Source organism: Alteromonas sp. G5_S2_22_S1, assembly GCF_054968525.1.
The window spans coordinates 42655-60829 of the sequence record NZ_JBQKUJ010000002.1 but is presented as its reverse complement, the minus strand read 5'-3'; the positions used below and the strand labels follow the sequence as shown (position 1 = coordinate 60829).

Below are 18175 nucleotides of genomic sequence, written 5' to 3'. Positions count from 1 at the left end.
TAATTTACCATTCAATCAACCGACACTTGTTAACATCACCTCAACTCTACTTATCGAGTATAGGCATGCCGCCTGGCACAGCGACTTTCTTAACATTACTTGAGCCTTACAACGCCCCCGAACTTATTAACGCCATAAAGAATGCAACCAGCAACGATGATAAAAAGGCGATACAAGGCATACAAGCCCTGTATAAAATGCATTGGCAGTAGACACGACCATTTGAGAACCACATGGATGTGTTTATGCGTGTTGCAAATTCGCCCCCTCTACGCCTATGTAGTAAAAACGACAACCAATAGTCTAGTATTAATGACTTATCACAGCGCAATGCGTACAATACCGCCCCCCGAAAAACAGGTTGGTGATTTATGAGTTCAGATAGTCAATTTTCAGTTGGTCAACGTTGGTTAAGCAACACGGAAACAGAGCTAGGTTTAGGTGTGATTATGGGCACCGATTTCCGTTCAGTTGAAGTATTGTACCCCGCAACTGGCGAAGCACGTAAATATACCAAACAAGACGCTCCACTAACGCGACTCATCTTTGAAATTGGCGAAACAGTAAAAAGCCAAGATGGTTGGGAAATGACCATTACAGAAAAAGAAGAAAGCCAAGGGGTGTGTATTTATCACGGGCTTCGCGAAGACACCAAAGCGCAAGTGCGTTTGCCCGAGACGATGCTAGACAGCCATATTCAACTAAACCAACCTGAAAGACGTTTGTTCAGCCAGCAGCTCGACAACCCAAAGTGGTTCGATTTACGAGAGCGTGCTTTAGACTATCAATACGACTACCTTCGCTCTAGCACTATCGGCCTAGCTGGCGCGCGTATTTCTCTTATTCCTCATCAGCTTCACATTGCTTCAGAAGTCGGCGGTAGACACGCGCCGCGCGTACTCCTTGCCGATGAAGTAGGGTTAGGTAAAACCATTGAAGCTGCGCTAATTATCCATCAGCAGCTTAAAACGGGCCGCGCTGAACGCGTGCTTATTTTGGTGCCTGACTCATTAGTACACCAATGGCTGGTTGAGATGCTTCGTAGAGTAAACCTACCCTTTGCCATTTACGATGAAAGTCGTTGCGACGCGATAGAAGAAAGCGAAGCGTCTGATGCTGGCGAAGTGAATCCGTTTGAAAACGATCAGCTAGTACTTTGTAGCATCGACTTTTTAAGCCAAAGCGAAAAGCGCCAGCAGCAAGTTCAGGCCGCAAGCTGGGATTTGATGGTTGTGGATGAAGCTCATCACCTGGCGTGGTCAAGCGAGGCGCCATCAGCTGAGTATAAGTGCGTTGAAGCTTTAGCTAACCTAACGCCTGGTGTATTGCTGCTTACGGCAACCCCAGATCAGCTTGGTCACGAAAGTCACTTTGCTCGCCTGCGTCTTCTTGACCCTGCTCGTTTTCATAGTTACAACGCTTTTTTAGAAGAAGAGTCGAAATATAGCCAGCTGGCCGACGCCGTCGCGCCACTGCTTTCAGATGCAGAGCCTAACGACAAACAACGTACCAAATTGGCAGAGTTCGCCCCTGATGTCATGGAGCACACCGGCGATTTGAGCACGCCAGAAAACCGCCATGCGCTGTTACACCAGTTAATTGACTGTCACGGCACTGGCCGCATGCTGTTTAGAAACCGTCGCGCTAATATTGAAGGCTTTCCTGAACGTAAACTGAGCGCTTATGAACTAACCATGCCTGAAGTCTACGCAGATGCGGTAAGCGGCGGCGACCTGACCTACTCGCTTTACCCCGAGCGAATGGCCAACGTGGTAAATAGCTGGACTAAACACGACCCTCGTGTTGAATGGCTGCTTGACTTCATGCAGAGCGTTAAGCCTGAAAAAATACTGCTTATTTGTGCCAGTGCTCGCACTGCGCAAGAGCTAGGTGAAGTCATTCGCACTCAATCAGGCATTCGACACAGCGTATTCCACGAAGGTATGAGCATTGTAGAGCGCGACAAGGCTGCTCACTACTTTGCCGACGAGGAAGAAGGTGCACAAATTCTACTGTGTAGCGAAATTGGCAGTGAAGGCCGTAACTTCCAGTTTGCCCACCATTTGGTGTTGTTCGATTTACCCATTACACCTGATTTACTGGAACAGCGCATTGGTCGACTCGATCGAATTGGCCAAACGCAAACAGTACAAATTCACGTACCGTATCTTGCTAAGACCGCGCAGCATGTGTTGTTAGATTGGTACCATGAAGGACTAAACGCATTTGAGAAAACCTGCCCGACAGGCTCTGGCGTATTCGATGACGTTAAACCGTTGCTTGTTGGTGCATGCTTACATCCCGATGATATGAGCGCTCGTGATGAACTTATCAATATGAGCGTAACGCTGAACAGCCAGCTTGTAGCGCAGTTGGAGGCCGGACGAGATCGCTTACTAGAGTTAAATGCCTCTGGTGAAGGGCGCGTAGAGCAGTTACTCGAAGACATTGTTACCCTTGATAGCGAACAAGATCTATCGCGCTTCATGGGCCGCGTGTTCGACGCTATCGGTGTACAGCAAGAAGAGAAAGGCAACGACTGCTTTATTCTTATGCCTACCGAGTCTATGGTGAGTCAGCTTCCTGGCCTTGACCCTGAGGGAATGACAGTCACCTACAAGCGCCGTGTGGCAACAACCTTAGAGAACGTGCAGTTTCTTAGCTGGGACCACCCTCTTGTTCATACCGCCATTGACGTTATCCTTACGGATGTTCACGGCAAGAGTAGCATGGGCTTTATTGCTGAGCCGTCGCTGCCAAAAGGCGCATACTGGATAGAGGCGTTATTTGTTCTTCATGCTCAAGCGCCAAAAGCGTTGCAGCTTGGCCGTTTCTTACCGCAGACGCCGGTACGCGTATGCTTAGATGCACAAGGAAATGCGTCTGACTTAAGCTTCGATGTGAAACGTAAGATTGGACGTAAAATTTCAGCGCAGCTATTGAAAGCCCTGCAACAGCCACTTGAGTTGGCTATTGAGAAGGCGCGTAAGCTTGCCCACCAGCAGGCCAATCAAAAGCAGCACGACGCGTTGAATACCATGCACTTGACCTTGGGCGAAGAAATTCAACGTTTACGCGACTTACAAAAGCGCAATCCAGCGGTGCGAGACAGTGAAATTGAGTTCATTGAAACGCAAATGAATGCCCTCGATAAGGTAATTCAGGAAGCTGATGTTCAGCTAGATGCGTTGCGAATTGTGGTAAACAATCCGTAACGCTCCTCCTTAACGGCTACTTATAAGTGACACAACGCAATGGCTAACCCGAGCTTTGTTTATAACCCACCAATGACGCCTTATCTTGATATTTTGTATCAGGATGAGGATATGGTGGTAGCACACAAACCCAGCGGGCTATTGAGTGTTCCCGGTAAAGCACTAGAACACCGCGACTCTCTGATTAGCCGTGTTAACACTGTGTACCCCACTGCTACCGTGGTACACCGGTTAGATATGGCCACTTCGGGTATTTTAGTACTGGCACTTAACAAAGACAGTCATCGCCATATCTCTAAGCAGTTCGAGCTTCGGCTAACCCAAAAACGCTATTTCGCGCGGGTTCACGGCCATATAGAGGAAGATTCGGGCGAAGTAGACTTACCCCTTATCTGCGACTGGCCTAATAGACCAAAACAAATGGTGGACTTCGAACGGGGCAAAAAAGCCATTACGCGGTTTGAAGTCATTGAGCGTGCCACTGACGATGCAGCGCGCCGCTATACCTTAGTGGCGTTATATCCCATTACAGGGCGCTCACACCAACTACGGGTACACATGCTAGCCTTGGGCCACCCAATCTTAGGTGACCGGTTGTATGCTCATGACGAGGCGCTTAGTATGGCCCCTCGCCTTCAACTTCACGCTGAAAGTTTAAGCTTGACTCACCCAACATTGGAAAAGTGGTTACATTTTAAAACCCCTATCCCGTTTAGCCATTATCGCCCGAGCGCCCTTTCTATTGATAGAGACTAGCGTTAATTTGCCTTTTACTATGACGTGCCCCCCCCGTTATTCTTTTTAACCATTGCTATAGTTTTTACTTAGAGTGCCGATAACTGTTTCAGTTATTGGTACAAACGAAGCAACGGGTAAAGCACCAGTTAATGGGTAGAACTAAAAGGTAAATCTCTCTTCTATGAAAAGGCAAACTATCCTTCTGTTATTTGCTGTCATCGTATCCCTCTTACCTATGACGGCGCACAGCAACTTTCTGAAAGACGTTAGTAATGCTTACTTACCTGGTGAAGTAAGAACAATCATGGTGGGTGAAGGCGAAGCACCGATCATTGAAATAGGGGCCAAAACACCACTGCCTCTTGGTACAGCCATAGTTCTTACCGAACCTTTCCCATCTAGCCTCACACTTTCACAAGGCAATAGCCTTGCCGATTTGCTCGCAGAAAAAGGCTGGAACGTAGTCATTAGCCCTTTTCATTTACCCGTAACACCCAGTGAGCCAATAAACGAAGATACGATTCCTGGTTCTTCGAATGAGGGTGATAGCGCGCCTTCATCACAACCCAATGAGATACACCCTCGTAGCAATCAACTCACACAATACCTTAGCTTCGAAATGACCGTTACTTCGCTCACGCTTCAACTCAGCGCGTTGAATAATTATTTACAGGACCGAGGCGGCTATCGCATGGTAATAGCCCAAGGCATGCTTGCCACCACATTTTTGTCTGCCACAGAACAACAGCCCGCCTTAGACCCAGATACATTCATTGCCATATCGCCCTTTTGGCCCGAAGAGTCAACCAATAACTTAGTAATAGAAACCATGGCTCAGGCCAACTACCCTGTCCTAGATGTTTCTCTTAACAACTTTAATGATTGGGAGAGCAATACCACATTAAAAAGGAAAATTAGAGCAAAAAACGCACTAAAGTTGCACTACCGGCAAATAAATATTCCAAATAATTCTTTAACCTTTAGTATAAGAGATATTCACAAACCCCCACAAATTCAGATGGTTGCAAATAGCGCCATAGGCTGGACTCGCCACTTGGGCTGGTAATTTATTCACCTACCGATTAGGCTAAATTAGCACCCAAAACAGTTACCTAAGTATTTCAGACAAAATAATACCCTGCCCTGGCACGTGGTAACTGCGTTATAGACTATAATATTTCATAGCAAACAGAGACGGTTGAATTACTTGTGAATGTTCAAGATTTTGTAGACAACAAAGCAAAGCAGCTGTGTTTCTATTTGAGAGCATTTTGGCAAGGAGAGCTTCCTATCGAGGAGATCGAGCTATTTTTCTGGGATAGTATGGAAGAGTGGGGCCAAATTGAATACACGTTAACCCAGCCCTATACACAAAAAGAACGGGTGTTTTGGCATGTACTTCATCAAGTGCATTACTGGAACGAAGAGAAACTGACAAAAGATCAGTTTCTCATTGATGAACTTAATAACTGCGTCAATTTTCTCGAAGGATTAGGTCATTGCCCTTTGGACTGCGTGGGGATACGCCCTTAGGCTCCCGTCTACGGCAAAAATAAGTGACCAACAACGTCACAGGATGTCGATACTTACCTATTGCCGCTCAATGGGTTATTGCTAAACCTCGTACTTCGTGGCTCAATATGCTTTTGAGTTATTGCCAAAGGCTGAAGTTTTGCTTACCGCTTTAAAAACGTTCAACGACAAACGCTATTTAAGTATTTTTCTGTTTGGTATTTCCAGCGGTTTCCCTTGGATAATGATTGGCTCAGTGCTATCAGCGTGGCTAAAAGACGAAGGCTTGTCCCGCTCTGCAATCGGCCTTTTCGGAATTATCTTTGCCACTTACTCATTCAACTTTTTATGGTCGCCCCTTGTAGATAAGCTCAAGCCACCACTATTAGGTCAGCGTAAAGGGTGGATTTTCGCTATGCAAGGCTGCATCGTTTTACTCTGTCTTGGTATGTCGCAGCTAAGTGCAACTTACGACTTGTATTACGTAGCGTTAATTGGTCTGCTCATTGCTGTAGCGTCAGCTACACAGGACATCGCCATTGATGGCTTTCGCATCGATTGTGTGGAAAAAGAGGATAAAGACGGTATGTCAGCAGCGTCCTCTGTGGCGACGGCTGGCTGGTGGACAGGGTATGGTGGGCTTGGTGCCATACCGTTTTTCTTGGCCGACTTAACGACGTGGTCATGGCCCAACATTTATCTTTTGCTAAGCGTAATAATGGTACTTTTAATGTGCGCTACGTGCATAGCAGATGAACCTCAGATTGATAGAGAGGCTTTGCTTGAAAAGATAACAGACGCCAACGCTACGAGCTCGCCACTTGTCTATTGGATTAGAACCACGCTTATCACGCCTTTTGCCGAGTTTTTTAACCGCAATGGTGTGAAACTAGCAGCGTCGTTTCTGCTTTTCATCTTTCTATTTAAAATTGGCGAAGCATTTTTAGGGCGCATGAGTATCGTTTTTTATAAAGAGGTAGGGTTCTCCAACAGTGACATTGCCACCTATTCGAAATTACTCAACTGGTGGGTGACCATTGTTTTTTCTTTGTTAGGAGGCTTAGTTAATATTCGCTACGGCATATATCGAGGGCTGATGATTGCGGGCGTCGCCATGGCGGCGTCGAATCTTCTTTTTGCGCTGATTGCGCAAACGGGCCCATCCACCTCGTTACTCGCCGTCACGGTGATCGTTGATGGGTTTACCGGCGCATGGAGTACGGTAGGGATGGTCGCTTTTATCTCGCTGCTGTGCAACAGAGCCTTTAGCGCCACTCAGTATGCGCTGATGGCGTCATTAAGTGTAGCCGGCAGGACATTGGTTGCCTCTAGCAGCGGTATTGTTGTTGATAGCTTAAACGGCAACTGGAGTTTATTTTTCATCATTACTGCCGTAATGGTTATTCCAAGCCTTTGCTTTTTGTATTCAATTCGTCACCATATAAAGCGCGTGGAAACGGCTTAACACTCTAACTAGCTTGCCTGTTAGCAAGCTAGCGTTGGCTTGTATCATAAACGCGATATTGATTTCGACCGCTTTCTTTTGCGTCATAAAGCGCCTTATCTGCGCATTCTAACCATGCCAGAGGGCCTTTAAACGCTGAACAAAATTGGGCAAGACCAAGGCTGACGGTGAAATTTATCGACTCGCCTTCGTGCTCGACCACCAAACGCTGTGCGAGCTGACGAATTCGCTCAGCGACAATACGCGCATCTTCAACGGTAGAGTCATTGAGGATAATCGCGAACTCTTCTCCACCATAGCGCCCGGCTAAATCGGTTTCGCGCACACAGCGTTTTATCAAAGCCGCTAGCATTTTTATGACCTTGTCGCCCGCCTGATGACCGTAGGTGTCATTAATGCGTTTAAAGTGGTCAATATCTAGCATAACTGCCGTGCTAGGCTTGTCTCTTCTAACGCAAAGCTTATACATTTCGTCAAAACGTTCTTGCCAGTAGCGACGGTTGAATAGCCCGGTTAGGCCATCTACACGGCTCGCTGTTTTAAGCTCTTGATTGAGGTGCTCCATACCTAGCTTACCTAGCGCTTGCTCTGTCACATCGTATACAAGCATACAAAAACGCTCCACATTGCCATCTTTATCAACGATGGGAAACATGGTCACGTTCTGATACATATACTCAGCAGCACAGGTAACGGGGCGATTACAGGCAAATTTGAATAGGTAAGGGCGCTGCTCCCAAATAATAAACACGGGGCTTTTCAAATTAAAAACCGGGTCGACCTTGGTTCTAAGCCACTTTTCTTCTATTTCAGGAAAGTGGTCAAACAGGCTATGCCCGATTATAAAATCGACTTTTTTAGCACTGTGGTTTTCTAAAAATTTGTTCCATACTTGTACGGTGAAGTTTCTATCGAGCACGGCAATACCAACCTCAATAGAATCTAATAATTCCAAGGGAACTTGAGATACCGCACTGCGATTCAAAGTATCAATGGATGCATTCATAGACCTTCCTTGTCATCTGTATCGTAGCTATCGTCAAGTAGGCGCGAATAGACCTGACTCATGGCATCGCCGGGAAATAGCAGCAGTAAATCAAAGGAAATATCTCGCGCTTTGATTGCATAGCCTATTTCAATAGCCATAAGTTTCCCCCAACGTTGTACGTTATCGCTTAGCAGCGCTGATAGGCCTTGATGCTGCCCCAATAACACAGGGTGTGTGTGACTAAACGCCACCTTTAGCTGTTCTGATAACCCGTTTAAACACGCCCCTATTAGAATATTAGACACGTCCATAAGGGCTTCTAGCGCTAGTTTGTCAGATGACGCCGACGGCGGGTACTTAAGCAGCTCAACAATGTTTTGAGAGTTCGTATCGTTAAAGATTACCAGTGCTTCCCCACTAACCCCCTCACTAATGAACCCTTTTGAAACCGCAGACACACTCTCGTTGCGGTTAATCTCGGCTACCGCCATGGAAAGTTCGTTGCTTTCAATCAGATTAACATTGGGAATGGGCAGGTCAATAAACTCACCAAGTAGCTCTGCTAAGCTCTCGCCTGCCCGCCCCATGGCAATGTTCACCATTTCGCGACAGGCGTCTAACTTTTCTTCGGTGCTTGTAACACGTTGACTTGCGGTAGCCTTAGTTTGGCTAGCTTCTTCTACTTTTTGTAATTTGGCACCAGAAGAGTGCGTTTCTCCACTGTAAATACCATAAGACGATAAAATATGGCTGAGCTTATCGTTGTCGATAGGCTTTCGAATAAAGTCCAACGCACCCAAGGCGAGCATCTTTTCTCTCGCTTGCGCCTGAACGTCACCAGAAACCACAATCACTAAACACGGAAGGTCGTGCTTGCGAATTTCTTCCATTGTTTGGTAGCCGTCCATTACCGGCATGTTAAGGTCTAGAAAAACTACATCGCCTTTGCCTTCTCGAATAAGCGTCAAAGCTTGCTCGCCATTTTCAGCAAAAGAAATATCCACATCCCAGCTATCGGGCAAGCTACGCGCCATTTGACGCCTAGCGAAACCTGAATCGTCGCAAATCAATATTGGAGTACTCATGGATACTCCTTATATGGCAACAGGGGCTTTAATATGTGGGTGAGATTGATAATTTTTGAGCGTAAAGTCGTCGAATGTGAACCCAAAAATATCTTTTACTTCTGGGTTAATTTCCATTGTTGGACGTTCGAACGGTTCGCGACTGAGCTGTAGCTCTACCTGCTCAAGATGGTTTGAATACAAGTGAGCATCGCCCAACGTATGGATAAAGTCACCAGGCTCTAAATCGCACACCTGTGCAATCATCATAGTAAGTAGCGCATAGCTTGCAATATTGAACGGAATACCTAGGAAGATATCACCGCTTCGCTGATAAAGTTGGCAGCTTAGCTTTCCATCTAGAACATAGAATTGAAAAAGCGTATGACAAGGTGGCAACGCCTGTTTACCCATGGCGGCATTTTCTTTTGGCGAATAGTTAGTATCTGGCAATACCGCTGGATTCCAGCCACTCACAATAAGGCGACGTGAATCAGGGTTGTTTTTAATTTGCTCTACAACCTCGGCAATTTGGTCGACTGACGTACCGTCACCGCGATCCCAGCTACGCCACTGATGACCGTAAACAGGGCCAAGTTCGCCTTCATCTGTGGCCCACTCATCCCAAATCTTCACGCCATGTTCCTTCAAATAGGCAATATTGGTTTCGCCTTTAAGGAACCAAAGAAGTTCATGAATGATGGATTTAAGGTGACACTTTTTCGTTGTCACCAAGGGAAACCCTTCCTGCAGATTAAAGCGCATCTGATACCCGAACACACTTAACGTACCTGTACCAGTTCGATCTTTCTTTTTCACACCTGTATCACGTACATGGCGCATTAGAGCGAGATATTCTTTCATCGTTATTCTTATATTTTTTTACTGTTCAACACGGTCTTTGCCGCGCGTATACGCACGGACTATTAATCCTATTCCTAAAGCTATCATAGGTAAACAAAGAAGTTGCCCCTGACTGAGGCCCATTTGGTATAGGCCAATATGAGCATCGGGCTCTCTGAAATACTCAACGATAAATCTAAAGCTACCATACCCAAGCAAGAACAAACCACTTACCGCCCCTACCGGACGCTTTTTAGCTGAATATAGCCAAAGAATAATAAAGAGCAGAACACCTTCAAGGGCAAATTCATAAAGCTGCGACGGGTGGCGAGGAATATTGCCCGCATTAGGGAAGATCACTGCCCATGGTACATCCGTACTTCGCCCCCACAATTCCGCATTAAGAAAGTTACCTATCCGCCCCGCGCCTAAACCAATTGGGACAAGGGGCGCTACGAAATCGCCTAATCGTAAGAATGTTGTATTCATACACTTAGCGCGCCAAAATAGTGCAGCTAAAACCCCCAGCAGCCCGCCGTGGAAGGACATACCGCCGGCCCAAATTTTAAATAAATACAAGGGGTCGTCGAGGAACATGCCAAACTGATAGAAAAATACATAGCCAATACGGCCGCCTAATATCACTCCCACAAAGCTCCAGAAAAGCAAATCGCTTAACTGCTCACGGCTCCAGCTGGTTTGCGACAGGCGCTTTTGTGCTAATAAATACGCGGCAATAAAGCCAACGAGATACATTAAACCATACCAACGTACGCTTAGCGGGCCCATACTGAAGATAACGGGGTCGATACTGGGAAATACCAGATAACTGCTCTGTTCCATTACTTTATTCAATTCCTAAAATCATTCTAATGCTTACCAACACGAGTAAGCACGCCAACATTGCTTTTAACACCCGCACATTTACTCGCTGTCCGAGCTTCGCCCCTATGTTTGCGGTAAACATAGAGGTGGCAACAATACCAGCTGTGGCGGGCAAATACACATAACCTAAACTATGTTCTGGTACATCTATCGCATTCCACCCAGCAATCACGAAACTCGTAGTACCAAAAACAGCAATAACGAGCCCGCAAAAAGCGGCGCAGCCAATAGCCGCCCTAATATTCACACGAAACCACACTAGCGCAGGAACCAGTAACGCACCACCGCCAATTCCCATTAGCGCGCTTAGTATACCTGCTGTGCCGCCAACGGCTGCTAATGTACCTTTGGAGGCTTCATTATCTGATGCTTTTTGCTTACCAAAAATCATTTGCAGCGCAATTAATATTACCAATACCGCAAACACATCTTTGAGCAGCTCCCCAGACATGTGGCTGGCCACCTGGGCGCCGGCGATAGCACCAAACGCAATTCCCAAACCAGTATAAAGCACGATATAGCGCTGAATATTACCGAGTTTATAGTGCGCTAATGCCGACGACGTGCCGGTAAAGATAATGGTTGATAAAGACGTTGCGATAGCAACCGACATAACGGTTTCAGTGGTCATGCCCATAAAGTGAACAAGTAAATAGCTAAGTGCAGGGACAATAATAAGCCCTCCGCCAATGCCCAGCATACCCGCAAGAATTCCAACGACAGAGCCTAAAATCAGACAGCTGACGATAATAACAACAAATGGGTCCATATGTCCTAAGCACCTGCTCGGATAAGGCCTCCTAGGCCCTTGGTTTCAAGATACTGATTCAAGTGCACAAAGACTTCTTCATGGCTGACAGACGTCAGGGCCAGCGAAAGTAGCTGCTTACATTCATCCAGCGTTACTTTTCTGATAAGCCAGTTTATTTTTCTTAAGTTAAACCCGTTCATACTAAGGCGACGATAGCCCATTCCCATTAGTAGCAATGCGCCAGCAGGTTCACCGGCAATCTCACCACAGATAGTAACAGGGACCTGATTTTGATTGGCTTTTTGCACCACATCGTATAGCGCCCCCAATACCGCAGGATGATAGCTGTTGTACAGATCGGCAACCCGCGTATTGTTTCTATCTACCGCTAATAAGTACTGCGTTAAATCGTTGCTACCCACTGAGAAAAAGTCGACGTGTTTTGCCAATTGTGGCAATTGATAAAGCACTGAAGGCACTTCAAGCATAATACCGAGTTTAGGCTTATTTAGCGTTTGCCCCGACTCCGCAATCTCATCAGAAATTTCGTAAAACGCCTGATTAATTAATCGCTTTGATTCTTGTACCTCAGACACCGTAGAAATCATGGGTAGCATGATTTGCAAGTTGCTAAGCCCTACACTTGCGCGCAGCATTGCGCGCACTTGAACTAAGAAGATTTCAGGATGATCAAGTGTAAGACGAATACCTCGCCACCCCAAAAACGGGTTCTCTTCATTAATCGGGAAGTACGGTAAAGGTTTATCCCCTCCCACATCGAGAGTACGCATAGTGATGGGTAACTCAGGCGCGGCCTCAAGTACTTGGCGGTAGAGCTTCACCTGCTCTTGCTCTGAAGGAAAACGCTCGCGAAGCATAAAGGGAATTTCGGTACGATACAGGCCGACCCCTGCGCCGATTTGCTCTGCATTTAGTTCAACTTCAGCAGAAAGGCCCGCATTGATGTAAAGCGACATTCTGCAGCCGTCCACGCTCTCGCAAGGTTTATCGGCTTCTGCATCAATCTTCTCTGCAATGGCCGATTCTTCTTCAATCAGCTGAATAAACTCAGACTTAATGTTGCGATCGGGCGAAACGATAACTTCACCGGAATAGCCATCAAGCAATATCTCTTTATCTTCAAGCAATGCTGGGGTGACGTTCTGACAGCCCATAACGGCAGGCACGCCCATCGCTCTTGCTAAAATGGCGGCGTGGGAGTTGTTCGAACCGCGAATGGAAATAATACCCTTGAGCTTATCTTTCGGAAACTCAGCAAGCATGGGCGCCGAAACTTCGTCAGCCACTAAAATGCTGGCTTCTGTAATTACCTTTTCGGTAACTTTTTGGCCATTAGCCTCATATAAAATATTTGCAAGAATGCGGTCTGACAGGTCAACGATGTCAATGGCACGCTCCTGCATGTAAGGGTCGTCCATGGCCCGAAAGCGGGCAGCGTAACTTTCTACCACCATTTTCAGTGACGACGCCGCATCCCACCCCTGTCGAATCTTTTCTTCAACTTCCCGACCTAAGCTGTTTGCATCAAGTAAGTGATGATAAAGCTGGAAGATAGACTTTACGTCATCGGGAATAGCGTCATCGAGGCGGTTGGACAATGTATCGACATGGCCCCGCGTCACTTCGACCCCTTTGCGGTAAAGCTTGATCTGATCTTGCGGGGATTTGGAGCGCTTTACGACCCAGTTTTTGAGGTTAATGGACTTATCGGGCGACACCCCTTTACCAATTGCTAACCCCGGTGAGCCCGCGATACCGTGCACGTGCTTCTGTTGCGCAATGTTATCTGGGGAGTTTGAGAGCGTTAACGCACCGCGAATATCGGCATTGGTGATTTCTAAGGCTAATTGCGCTGCAAGGGTAACGAGAAACGCCTCTTCATCTTCACTGAAGCGTCGCATTTCTGCTTGCTGAAGTGTGATCACCCCCAACACTCGCCTTTGATTGATAATCGGTGTACCTAAAAAGGCGTTGTATTTTTCTTCTTTTACTTCGGGGTAATGCTTGAATCGAGGGTGGCTATGGGCATTAACGATGTTAAGCGGCTCTTCTCTTTGCCCTACAAGACCAATAAGCCCCTCTGAAAAACCTATGCGTACTTGCTCAACGGCATCTGGATGAAGGCCGTCAGTGGCTTTAAGTATGAATTCTTGCGCTTCATAATCGGCAAGATATATGGAACAAGAGTCTACGTTAAGGGTGTGCTTTACACGAGAGGCCAGCCTAAACAATGCGGTATCGAGAGCAGGAATTTGATTCATTTCCTGCACGATACGTTTTAACGTTGTTAACATTGCGCCTTGTTGACTTTGAGGACTCACCGATTCTTCCTTATCTACTCGAAGTTCGCTCGCCGCTTACTTTTTCATACATCGCTTTTCGCTCATGGCCTACTCTTTCGCTCATCGCCTTTTTTTTCGCTCATCGCCTTTTTTTTCGCTCCGGGCTGAATACTCGCTCAGGGCTTTTTGCTCGCGACTCGCTCAGGGCTGCATACTCGCTCAGGGCTGTTTCACGCGATGCATCTTCAGCCCTGGCGTTGTACCGTTAGCCACGCCTTCGCTTTTTTCCACGCTTGTGTGGCGCTGCGCTTTGACGCTGCAAAGGGCGCTGCTGGGCAGACATAACAACAGGTGAAAACTCCTTCATTACCCGCCTGTAAACATCCCGCTTAAACGATACAACGTTCCTAATAGGATACCAGTAACTTACCCACCTCCAGTCATCAAATTCAGGATGACCTGTCTTAAGCACATTAACATCGCGCTCGTTGCAATCTAGCTGCAACAAGAACCATTTTTGTTTTTGCCCTATACAAACAGGGTTACTACCTTGTCGAATTAATCGCTTTGGCAGCTTATATCTAAGCCAGTTACGGGTAACACTTAAAATGGTGACATCTTTCGGTGTCAGCCCTACTTCTTCGTGAAGCTCCCGGTACATAGCTTGTTCAGCAGATTCCCCTTCATCAATTCCGCCTTGAGGGAACTGCCATGAATGTTGACCATAACGTCTTGCCCAAAATACTTGACCCATTTTGTTGCAAATCACTATGCCCACATTCGCACGGAATCCATCGGCATCTATCACATAGACTCCCGGGCACACTATACTGTTATATGTTTTCATTCTTCCACAAACTATGCTCCAATCATAGTCTTAATGTTCGCTCTTGCTTTTCAAACAGGAAATTAACGTCATTTATGCAACCACCAGCCTCTCCCCCCTCTTCGCCAGATAGTCTTTTAAAGCGTTGTCACGCGATTGCCGGGCTGACGCTTGGAGAATTAGCTGAAATGGCCCATGTTGCTATACCGGCAAACCTGCAGCGCCACAAAGGGTGGCCAGGCATGCTAATTGAGAAGTGGTTAGGGGCTAGCGCAGGTTCAAAGCCACAGCAGGATTTTCCAGAGCTCGGTATCGAGCTTAAAACTATTCCTATCGACGCTAACTTCTCGCCCTTAGAAACCACCTATGTATGCTTTGCGCCACTGTTGATGTCGCCAGGTATCACATGGGAAACCTCAAACGTTCGCAATAAGCTTCAGCAGGTGCTGTGGTTGCCCATTGAAGGTGACAGAGCTATCCCTCTTGCCGAGCGGCGTGTGGCGACGGGTTTTTATTGGCGCCCTAATGAACACGAAGACGCCCTACTCAGGCATGACTGGGAGGAACTGGTTGAGTACATTGCAACCGGGCAAGTCGAGTCAATCACTTCCCGGCAAGGTGAAGCCCTTCACATACGTCCAAAAGCGGCTAACGGAAAAGTGCTGACCGATGCATTAGGGCCAGAAGGGCAGCGCATTAAAACCCGCCCGCGAGGGTTCTATTTGCGTAAAACCTTTACGCAACAGATTTTAATGAATGCCTTTGGCGGATAAAAAAGCCCGCGTAGCGACTAAGCAAAGCATGCAGCAACTAATGCCATCTATTGGAGGATAAACCTGTTGGTGCACTCAACACGGTTGTCGCTCTACTTCTTTTGAGAGCGAGTGTGTAAGTGCTTGACCAGATACTCGCTTAAGAACTTTTCTGAATTCACTCCTATACGTTTTGCCACCGCTTCAAGTTTAGCATCACTGCGCAGCAGCACATTTTTCGCATACTCAAGACGATAATGAAAAATAAACCGCCTAAAGTTCTTTCTCTCTGAAAGCTGTAGAGCCAGGGCTAACGACGTAGGGTCGATATCAGCCCCTTTGCAAAACGCGCTCAGCGTAAGAAAGCGGGTTTTATACGCTTTCGATTCCAACGTATAGCGCTCGGCTTTTGAAATAATACTGCTAATTTCATAGGGCGTCGCTTTACCTTCATCTAGGCGCTCGTAATCAAGGGGGGATGGCGACGTACGGCGAATAAAGGTTAATGAAAACAACACGATTAATATTGCAGTACCTAACATTAGGTGATGAAAGCTTTCCCAAAACGGAACGGGAAAAAAACCAAAGGTCGCCGCCGTTACTAGTAAAATACTCATAAACGCGACACCGACCAAGCTGCCCATCACCCCAGCTAGCTTTGGCATTTTTAAATTTTTAATATCTACTGCCTGCTCAGGAAGGTGCCTGTGATACATTTGAATATGTTCGGTAATAAGAATACCAATTAACAGTACGCTAAACCCTGTAAGCAGTGAGGCGATATACGCTGGCCACAAAACAAAGGGCTCGCCGTGAGGTGACGACAACAGCCACTGCTGTTTATCCTCTACGGGGATCAGCAATACGGTGCATTGAAAAAGTGCAGTGACCACAACAGGCCACCACAGACGTTTTCTTGCCGTTGGGTAGGCCAGTAACATTGGCTTTATCGCACGGTAACAGCAGGTAATGGCTAAAACAGCAAAAACGTCTGACAGCCCGTAAATAACCGCTAGATCAGTAGCATGAGCGAGACGGAGCCATTCGTCTAACATGAAAAGTGGCCAGCACACAAAAGCGCCAATAAGCCAACACGTACTGCTTAAATTAACTTTTTGCACGAACAGACGCACAAACCCTACGGCATACACACCCAATAGTGCGTAAAGGCAATAACTAAAGATAGCTGAGGTCATCAGCGCCCTCCATCCTTGAGAAACAACGTACTAACACAGCCCTCACCTGGTAAAAATTGACTACCAGTAAACATCACGTTGCATAGCGACGGTGCGTGTACGTTCCATAATACGTATTAGCGTGCTGAGCTTTTCTGCGGTCCATTTACGAACCTCGTCATGCGAGTCTACCTCGGCATCATCTATCGACTGCTTAAGCATCAAAAGTGCGTTAAGCTCATCAATGCCGGTTAGCAAATCGAGCCAGGGCGCGCGGAAATTGCCGCGTTCTTCAACAAACAAGTCACCAAGTAAGAAGCCGCTCCACAAGGTTTGGCGCAACATGATTTCCACCGCACTATAATTCACTGGCCCCATGGTTTTACTTAACGGCATGCTCTGCTGTACCGTCTGCCAACCTTGTGAAAGCCAACCTTTAGCGTGGTCGAGCACGGGGTGGTCATAGCCTGTCGCTTCTTTCTGCCAAGGTTTGTTTTGAATAAGGCTAATTGCATGCAGCTTAATGTCGGTAGCGTCGTTATCGAAAAACAGCTTTTCAGGTTCGTGGGCCTGCATAAGCCCCGTTTGTCTGCCTTGTAAATAACTTACCACCGCGGGGTGCTTACTTAGTGTTTTACTAAACATGCTCTTTTTAGACAGCAAGTAACGCAGGCTTTGAAGGTCGTCCTGCCATCCCCATTTCTGCGCATGAGCGACGAGTTTTTTGTGCAGTGCCAATAATTCGGGGCATTGAAGGACAGGAAGATACAGTGAAACGCTTTGCAGCAACAGACGTACACTTTTGGCGACTTCCGCGAGCATTTTTATCGACCCGCTTTCACAGAATACGTGCTCGTGGTGCTGCCAATGTGCAAGCGCAGTTTGCACCGCTCGGCTAAATGCTTCTTCTGTCGTGGTGGTATCTTCTAGCGCGAGAAAATCAGGGAAGTGGCGAATTTTCGCATTAAAGCCATGCAGCAGTTGATAACCCTGGGCCGCTTTCGACACATCGCTCAGCCTTACCGGCATGTTGTCATTTATCAATACCGCTAGAGTAAACAGGGTATTAATATCACCCGACATTAGCTCTAGTTCAATTTCATTGATAGGTGAGCTGGCTTTTTCAGTGCTGGCTTTGCCGCAATCCAGCACGATTTCAACCTCGCTGTCATCAAGTGCAACTACATAAGCATTGCGCGTAAAGTGGGTGCTAAACTGCTTTGAGAGACTTGCGTTTTTAGCCGATACATCCCAGCCTTGTGGCCATACGCTTTCATCAAACAGGGCAAGGTCGGGCTGTGATTTTTCAAGGCTGACATTATATTCCATACGTTTGTGCAGGCCGCCGCTAACCACGCCGTTCGTTTTTAGGGTTTGTTCGTACTCACCATTATTCCCACGCACTCTAAAGCCCATTTTTTGATTTTGAAAATCGAGCTTTTCGGTATCGTAATAGTCGTTTTCCAAGCGCATTTCGCGATGCGAGTTAACTTGGATACGGTGTTTTTCAAAAAGAGGAAGGACCCGTTGCGTAAACGCTTGGTGCGCGTCGTCACCTGTAACAAATTTTAATTCTATTTCTGACATGGTTGCGCTAAGCACAGCTGATGATGCTGACACCTTACCTTTGTCACTTAGTTTTCGCAATGCTACAACAC

At 46.8% G+C, this 18175-nt stretch carries 15 protein-coding genes; 6 read left to right on the top strand and 9 right to left on the bottom strand.

The window, feature by feature from the left end; genetic code table 11:
• Positions 1-371: 371 nt before the first annotated feature.
• The 5 genes from rapA to ACTRWF_RS02480 all read left to right on the top strand — a co-directional run bounded on the left by rapA (position 372) and on the right by ACTRWF_RS02480 (position 6930).
• Positions 372-3215 (top strand): RNA polymerase-associated protein RapA, encoded by a 2844-nt coding sequence (rapA, locus tag ACTRWF_RS02500; protein ID WP_015066178.1) that lies wholly within the window; start codon positions 372-374, stop codon positions 3213-3215.
• A gap of 39 nt (positions 3216-3254) precedes the next feature.
• Positions 3255-3971 carry a bifunctional tRNA pseudouridine(32) synthase/23S rRNA pseudouridine(746) synthase RluA gene (gene rluA / locus ACTRWF_RS02495; RefSeq protein WP_015066177.1) on the top strand — a complete coding sequence of 239 codons (717 nt, stop codon included), beginning with the start codon at positions 3255-3257 and terminating at the stop codon, positions 3969-3971.
• A gap of 163 nt (positions 3972-4134) precedes the next feature.
• Positions 4135-5019: a DUF3530 family protein gene (locus tag ACTRWF_RS02490; protein ID WP_015066176.1), complete on the top strand. Its 885-nt coding sequence runs from the start codon at positions 4135-4137 to the stop codon at positions 5017-5019.
• A 143-nt stretch (positions 5020-5162) separates the two neighbouring features.
• Entirely contained in the window at positions 5163-5486 is a 324-nt protein-coding gene (locus ACTRWF_RS02485) for a hypothetical protein (protein ID WP_012517198.1), read from the top strand.
• Positions 5487-5583: 97 nt separating this feature from the next.
• Positions 5584-6930 carry an AmpG family muropeptide MFS transporter gene (locus tag ACTRWF_RS02480; RefSeq protein WP_462835091.1) on the top strand — a complete coding sequence of 449 codons (1347 nt, stop codon included), beginning with the start codon at positions 5584-5586 and terminating at the stop codon, positions 6928-6930.
• Positions 6931-6958: 28 nt separating this feature from the next.
• Here ACTRWF_RS02480 and ACTRWF_RS02475 read toward each other — a convergent pair whose 3' ends face one another.
• From ACTRWF_RS02475 to rppH, 7 genes are all read right to left on the bottom strand, one after another.
• Complete coding sequence (locus ACTRWF_RS02475; protein WP_012517196.1) at positions 6959-7936, bottom strand: sensor domain-containing diguanylate cyclase; 978 nt, start codon at positions 7934-7936, stop codon at positions 6959-6961.
• Complete coding sequence (locus tag ACTRWF_RS02470; RefSeq protein ID WP_012517195.1) at positions 7933-9003, bottom strand: response regulator; 1071 nt, start codon at positions 9001-9003, stop codon at positions 7933-7935. The genes ACTRWF_RS02475 and ACTRWF_RS02470 overlap by 4 nt, the downstream gene beginning before the upstream one ends.
• Positions 9004-9012: 9 nt before the next feature.
• Positions 9013-9846, bottom strand: a complete 834-nt coding sequence (locus ACTRWF_RS02465; RefSeq protein ID WP_012517194.1) for a thymidylate synthase — start codon at positions 9844-9846, stop codon at positions 9013-9015.
• 18 nt (positions 9847-9864) lie between these two features.
• Positions 9865-10668: a prolipoprotein diacylglyceryl transferase gene (gene lgt / locus ACTRWF_RS02460; protein ID WP_012517193.1), complete on the bottom strand. Its 804-nt coding sequence runs from the start codon at positions 10666-10668 to the stop codon at positions 9865-9867.
• Between the two features lie 4 nt (positions 10669-10672).
• Positions 10673-11479 carry a TSUP family transporter gene (locus tag ACTRWF_RS02455; protein WP_462835090.1) on the bottom strand — a complete coding sequence of 269 codons (807 nt, stop codon included), beginning with the start codon at positions 11477-11479 and terminating at the stop codon, positions 10673-10675.
• A gap of 5 nt (positions 11480-11484) precedes the next feature.
• The gene (gene ptsP / locus ACTRWF_RS02450; protein ID WP_462835153.1) at positions 11485-13776 is read right to left on the bottom strand and encodes a phosphoenolpyruvate--protein phosphotransferase; all 2292 of its coding nucleotides are present in this window, start codon (positions 13774-13776) and stop codon (positions 11485-11487) included.
• 253 nt (positions 13777-14029) lie between these two features.
• The gene (gene rppH, locus ACTRWF_RS02445; protein ID WP_024015674.1) at positions 14030-14572 is read right to left on the bottom strand and encodes an RNA pyrophosphohydrolase; all 543 of its coding nucleotides are present in this window, start codon (positions 14570-14572) and stop codon (positions 14030-14032) included.
• A gap of 113 nt (positions 14573-14685) precedes the next feature.
• On the opposite strand from rppH, the gene mutH reads away from it, so the two are divergent.
• Positions 14686-15363: a DNA mismatch repair endonuclease MutH gene (gene mutH, locus ACTRWF_RS02440; RefSeq protein WP_012517189.1), complete on the top strand. Its 678-nt coding sequence runs from the start codon at positions 14686-14688 to the stop codon at positions 15361-15363.
• A 92-nt stretch (positions 15364-15455) separates the two neighbouring features.
• Here the strand turns inward: mutH and ACTRWF_RS02435 are convergent, their stop codons facing one another.
• Complete coding sequence (locus ACTRWF_RS02435; RefSeq protein WP_278383330.1) at positions 15456-16538, bottom strand: helix-turn-helix domain-containing protein; 1083 nt, start codon at positions 16536-16538, stop codon at positions 15456-15458.
• Positions 16539-16598: 60 nt separating this feature from the next.
• Positions 16599-18104 (bottom strand): CYTH domain-containing protein, encoded by a 1506-nt coding sequence (locus ACTRWF_RS02430; RefSeq protein WP_020744882.1) that lies wholly within the window; start codon positions 18102-18104, stop codon positions 16599-16601.
• Positions 18105-18175 lie beyond the last annotated feature (71 nt).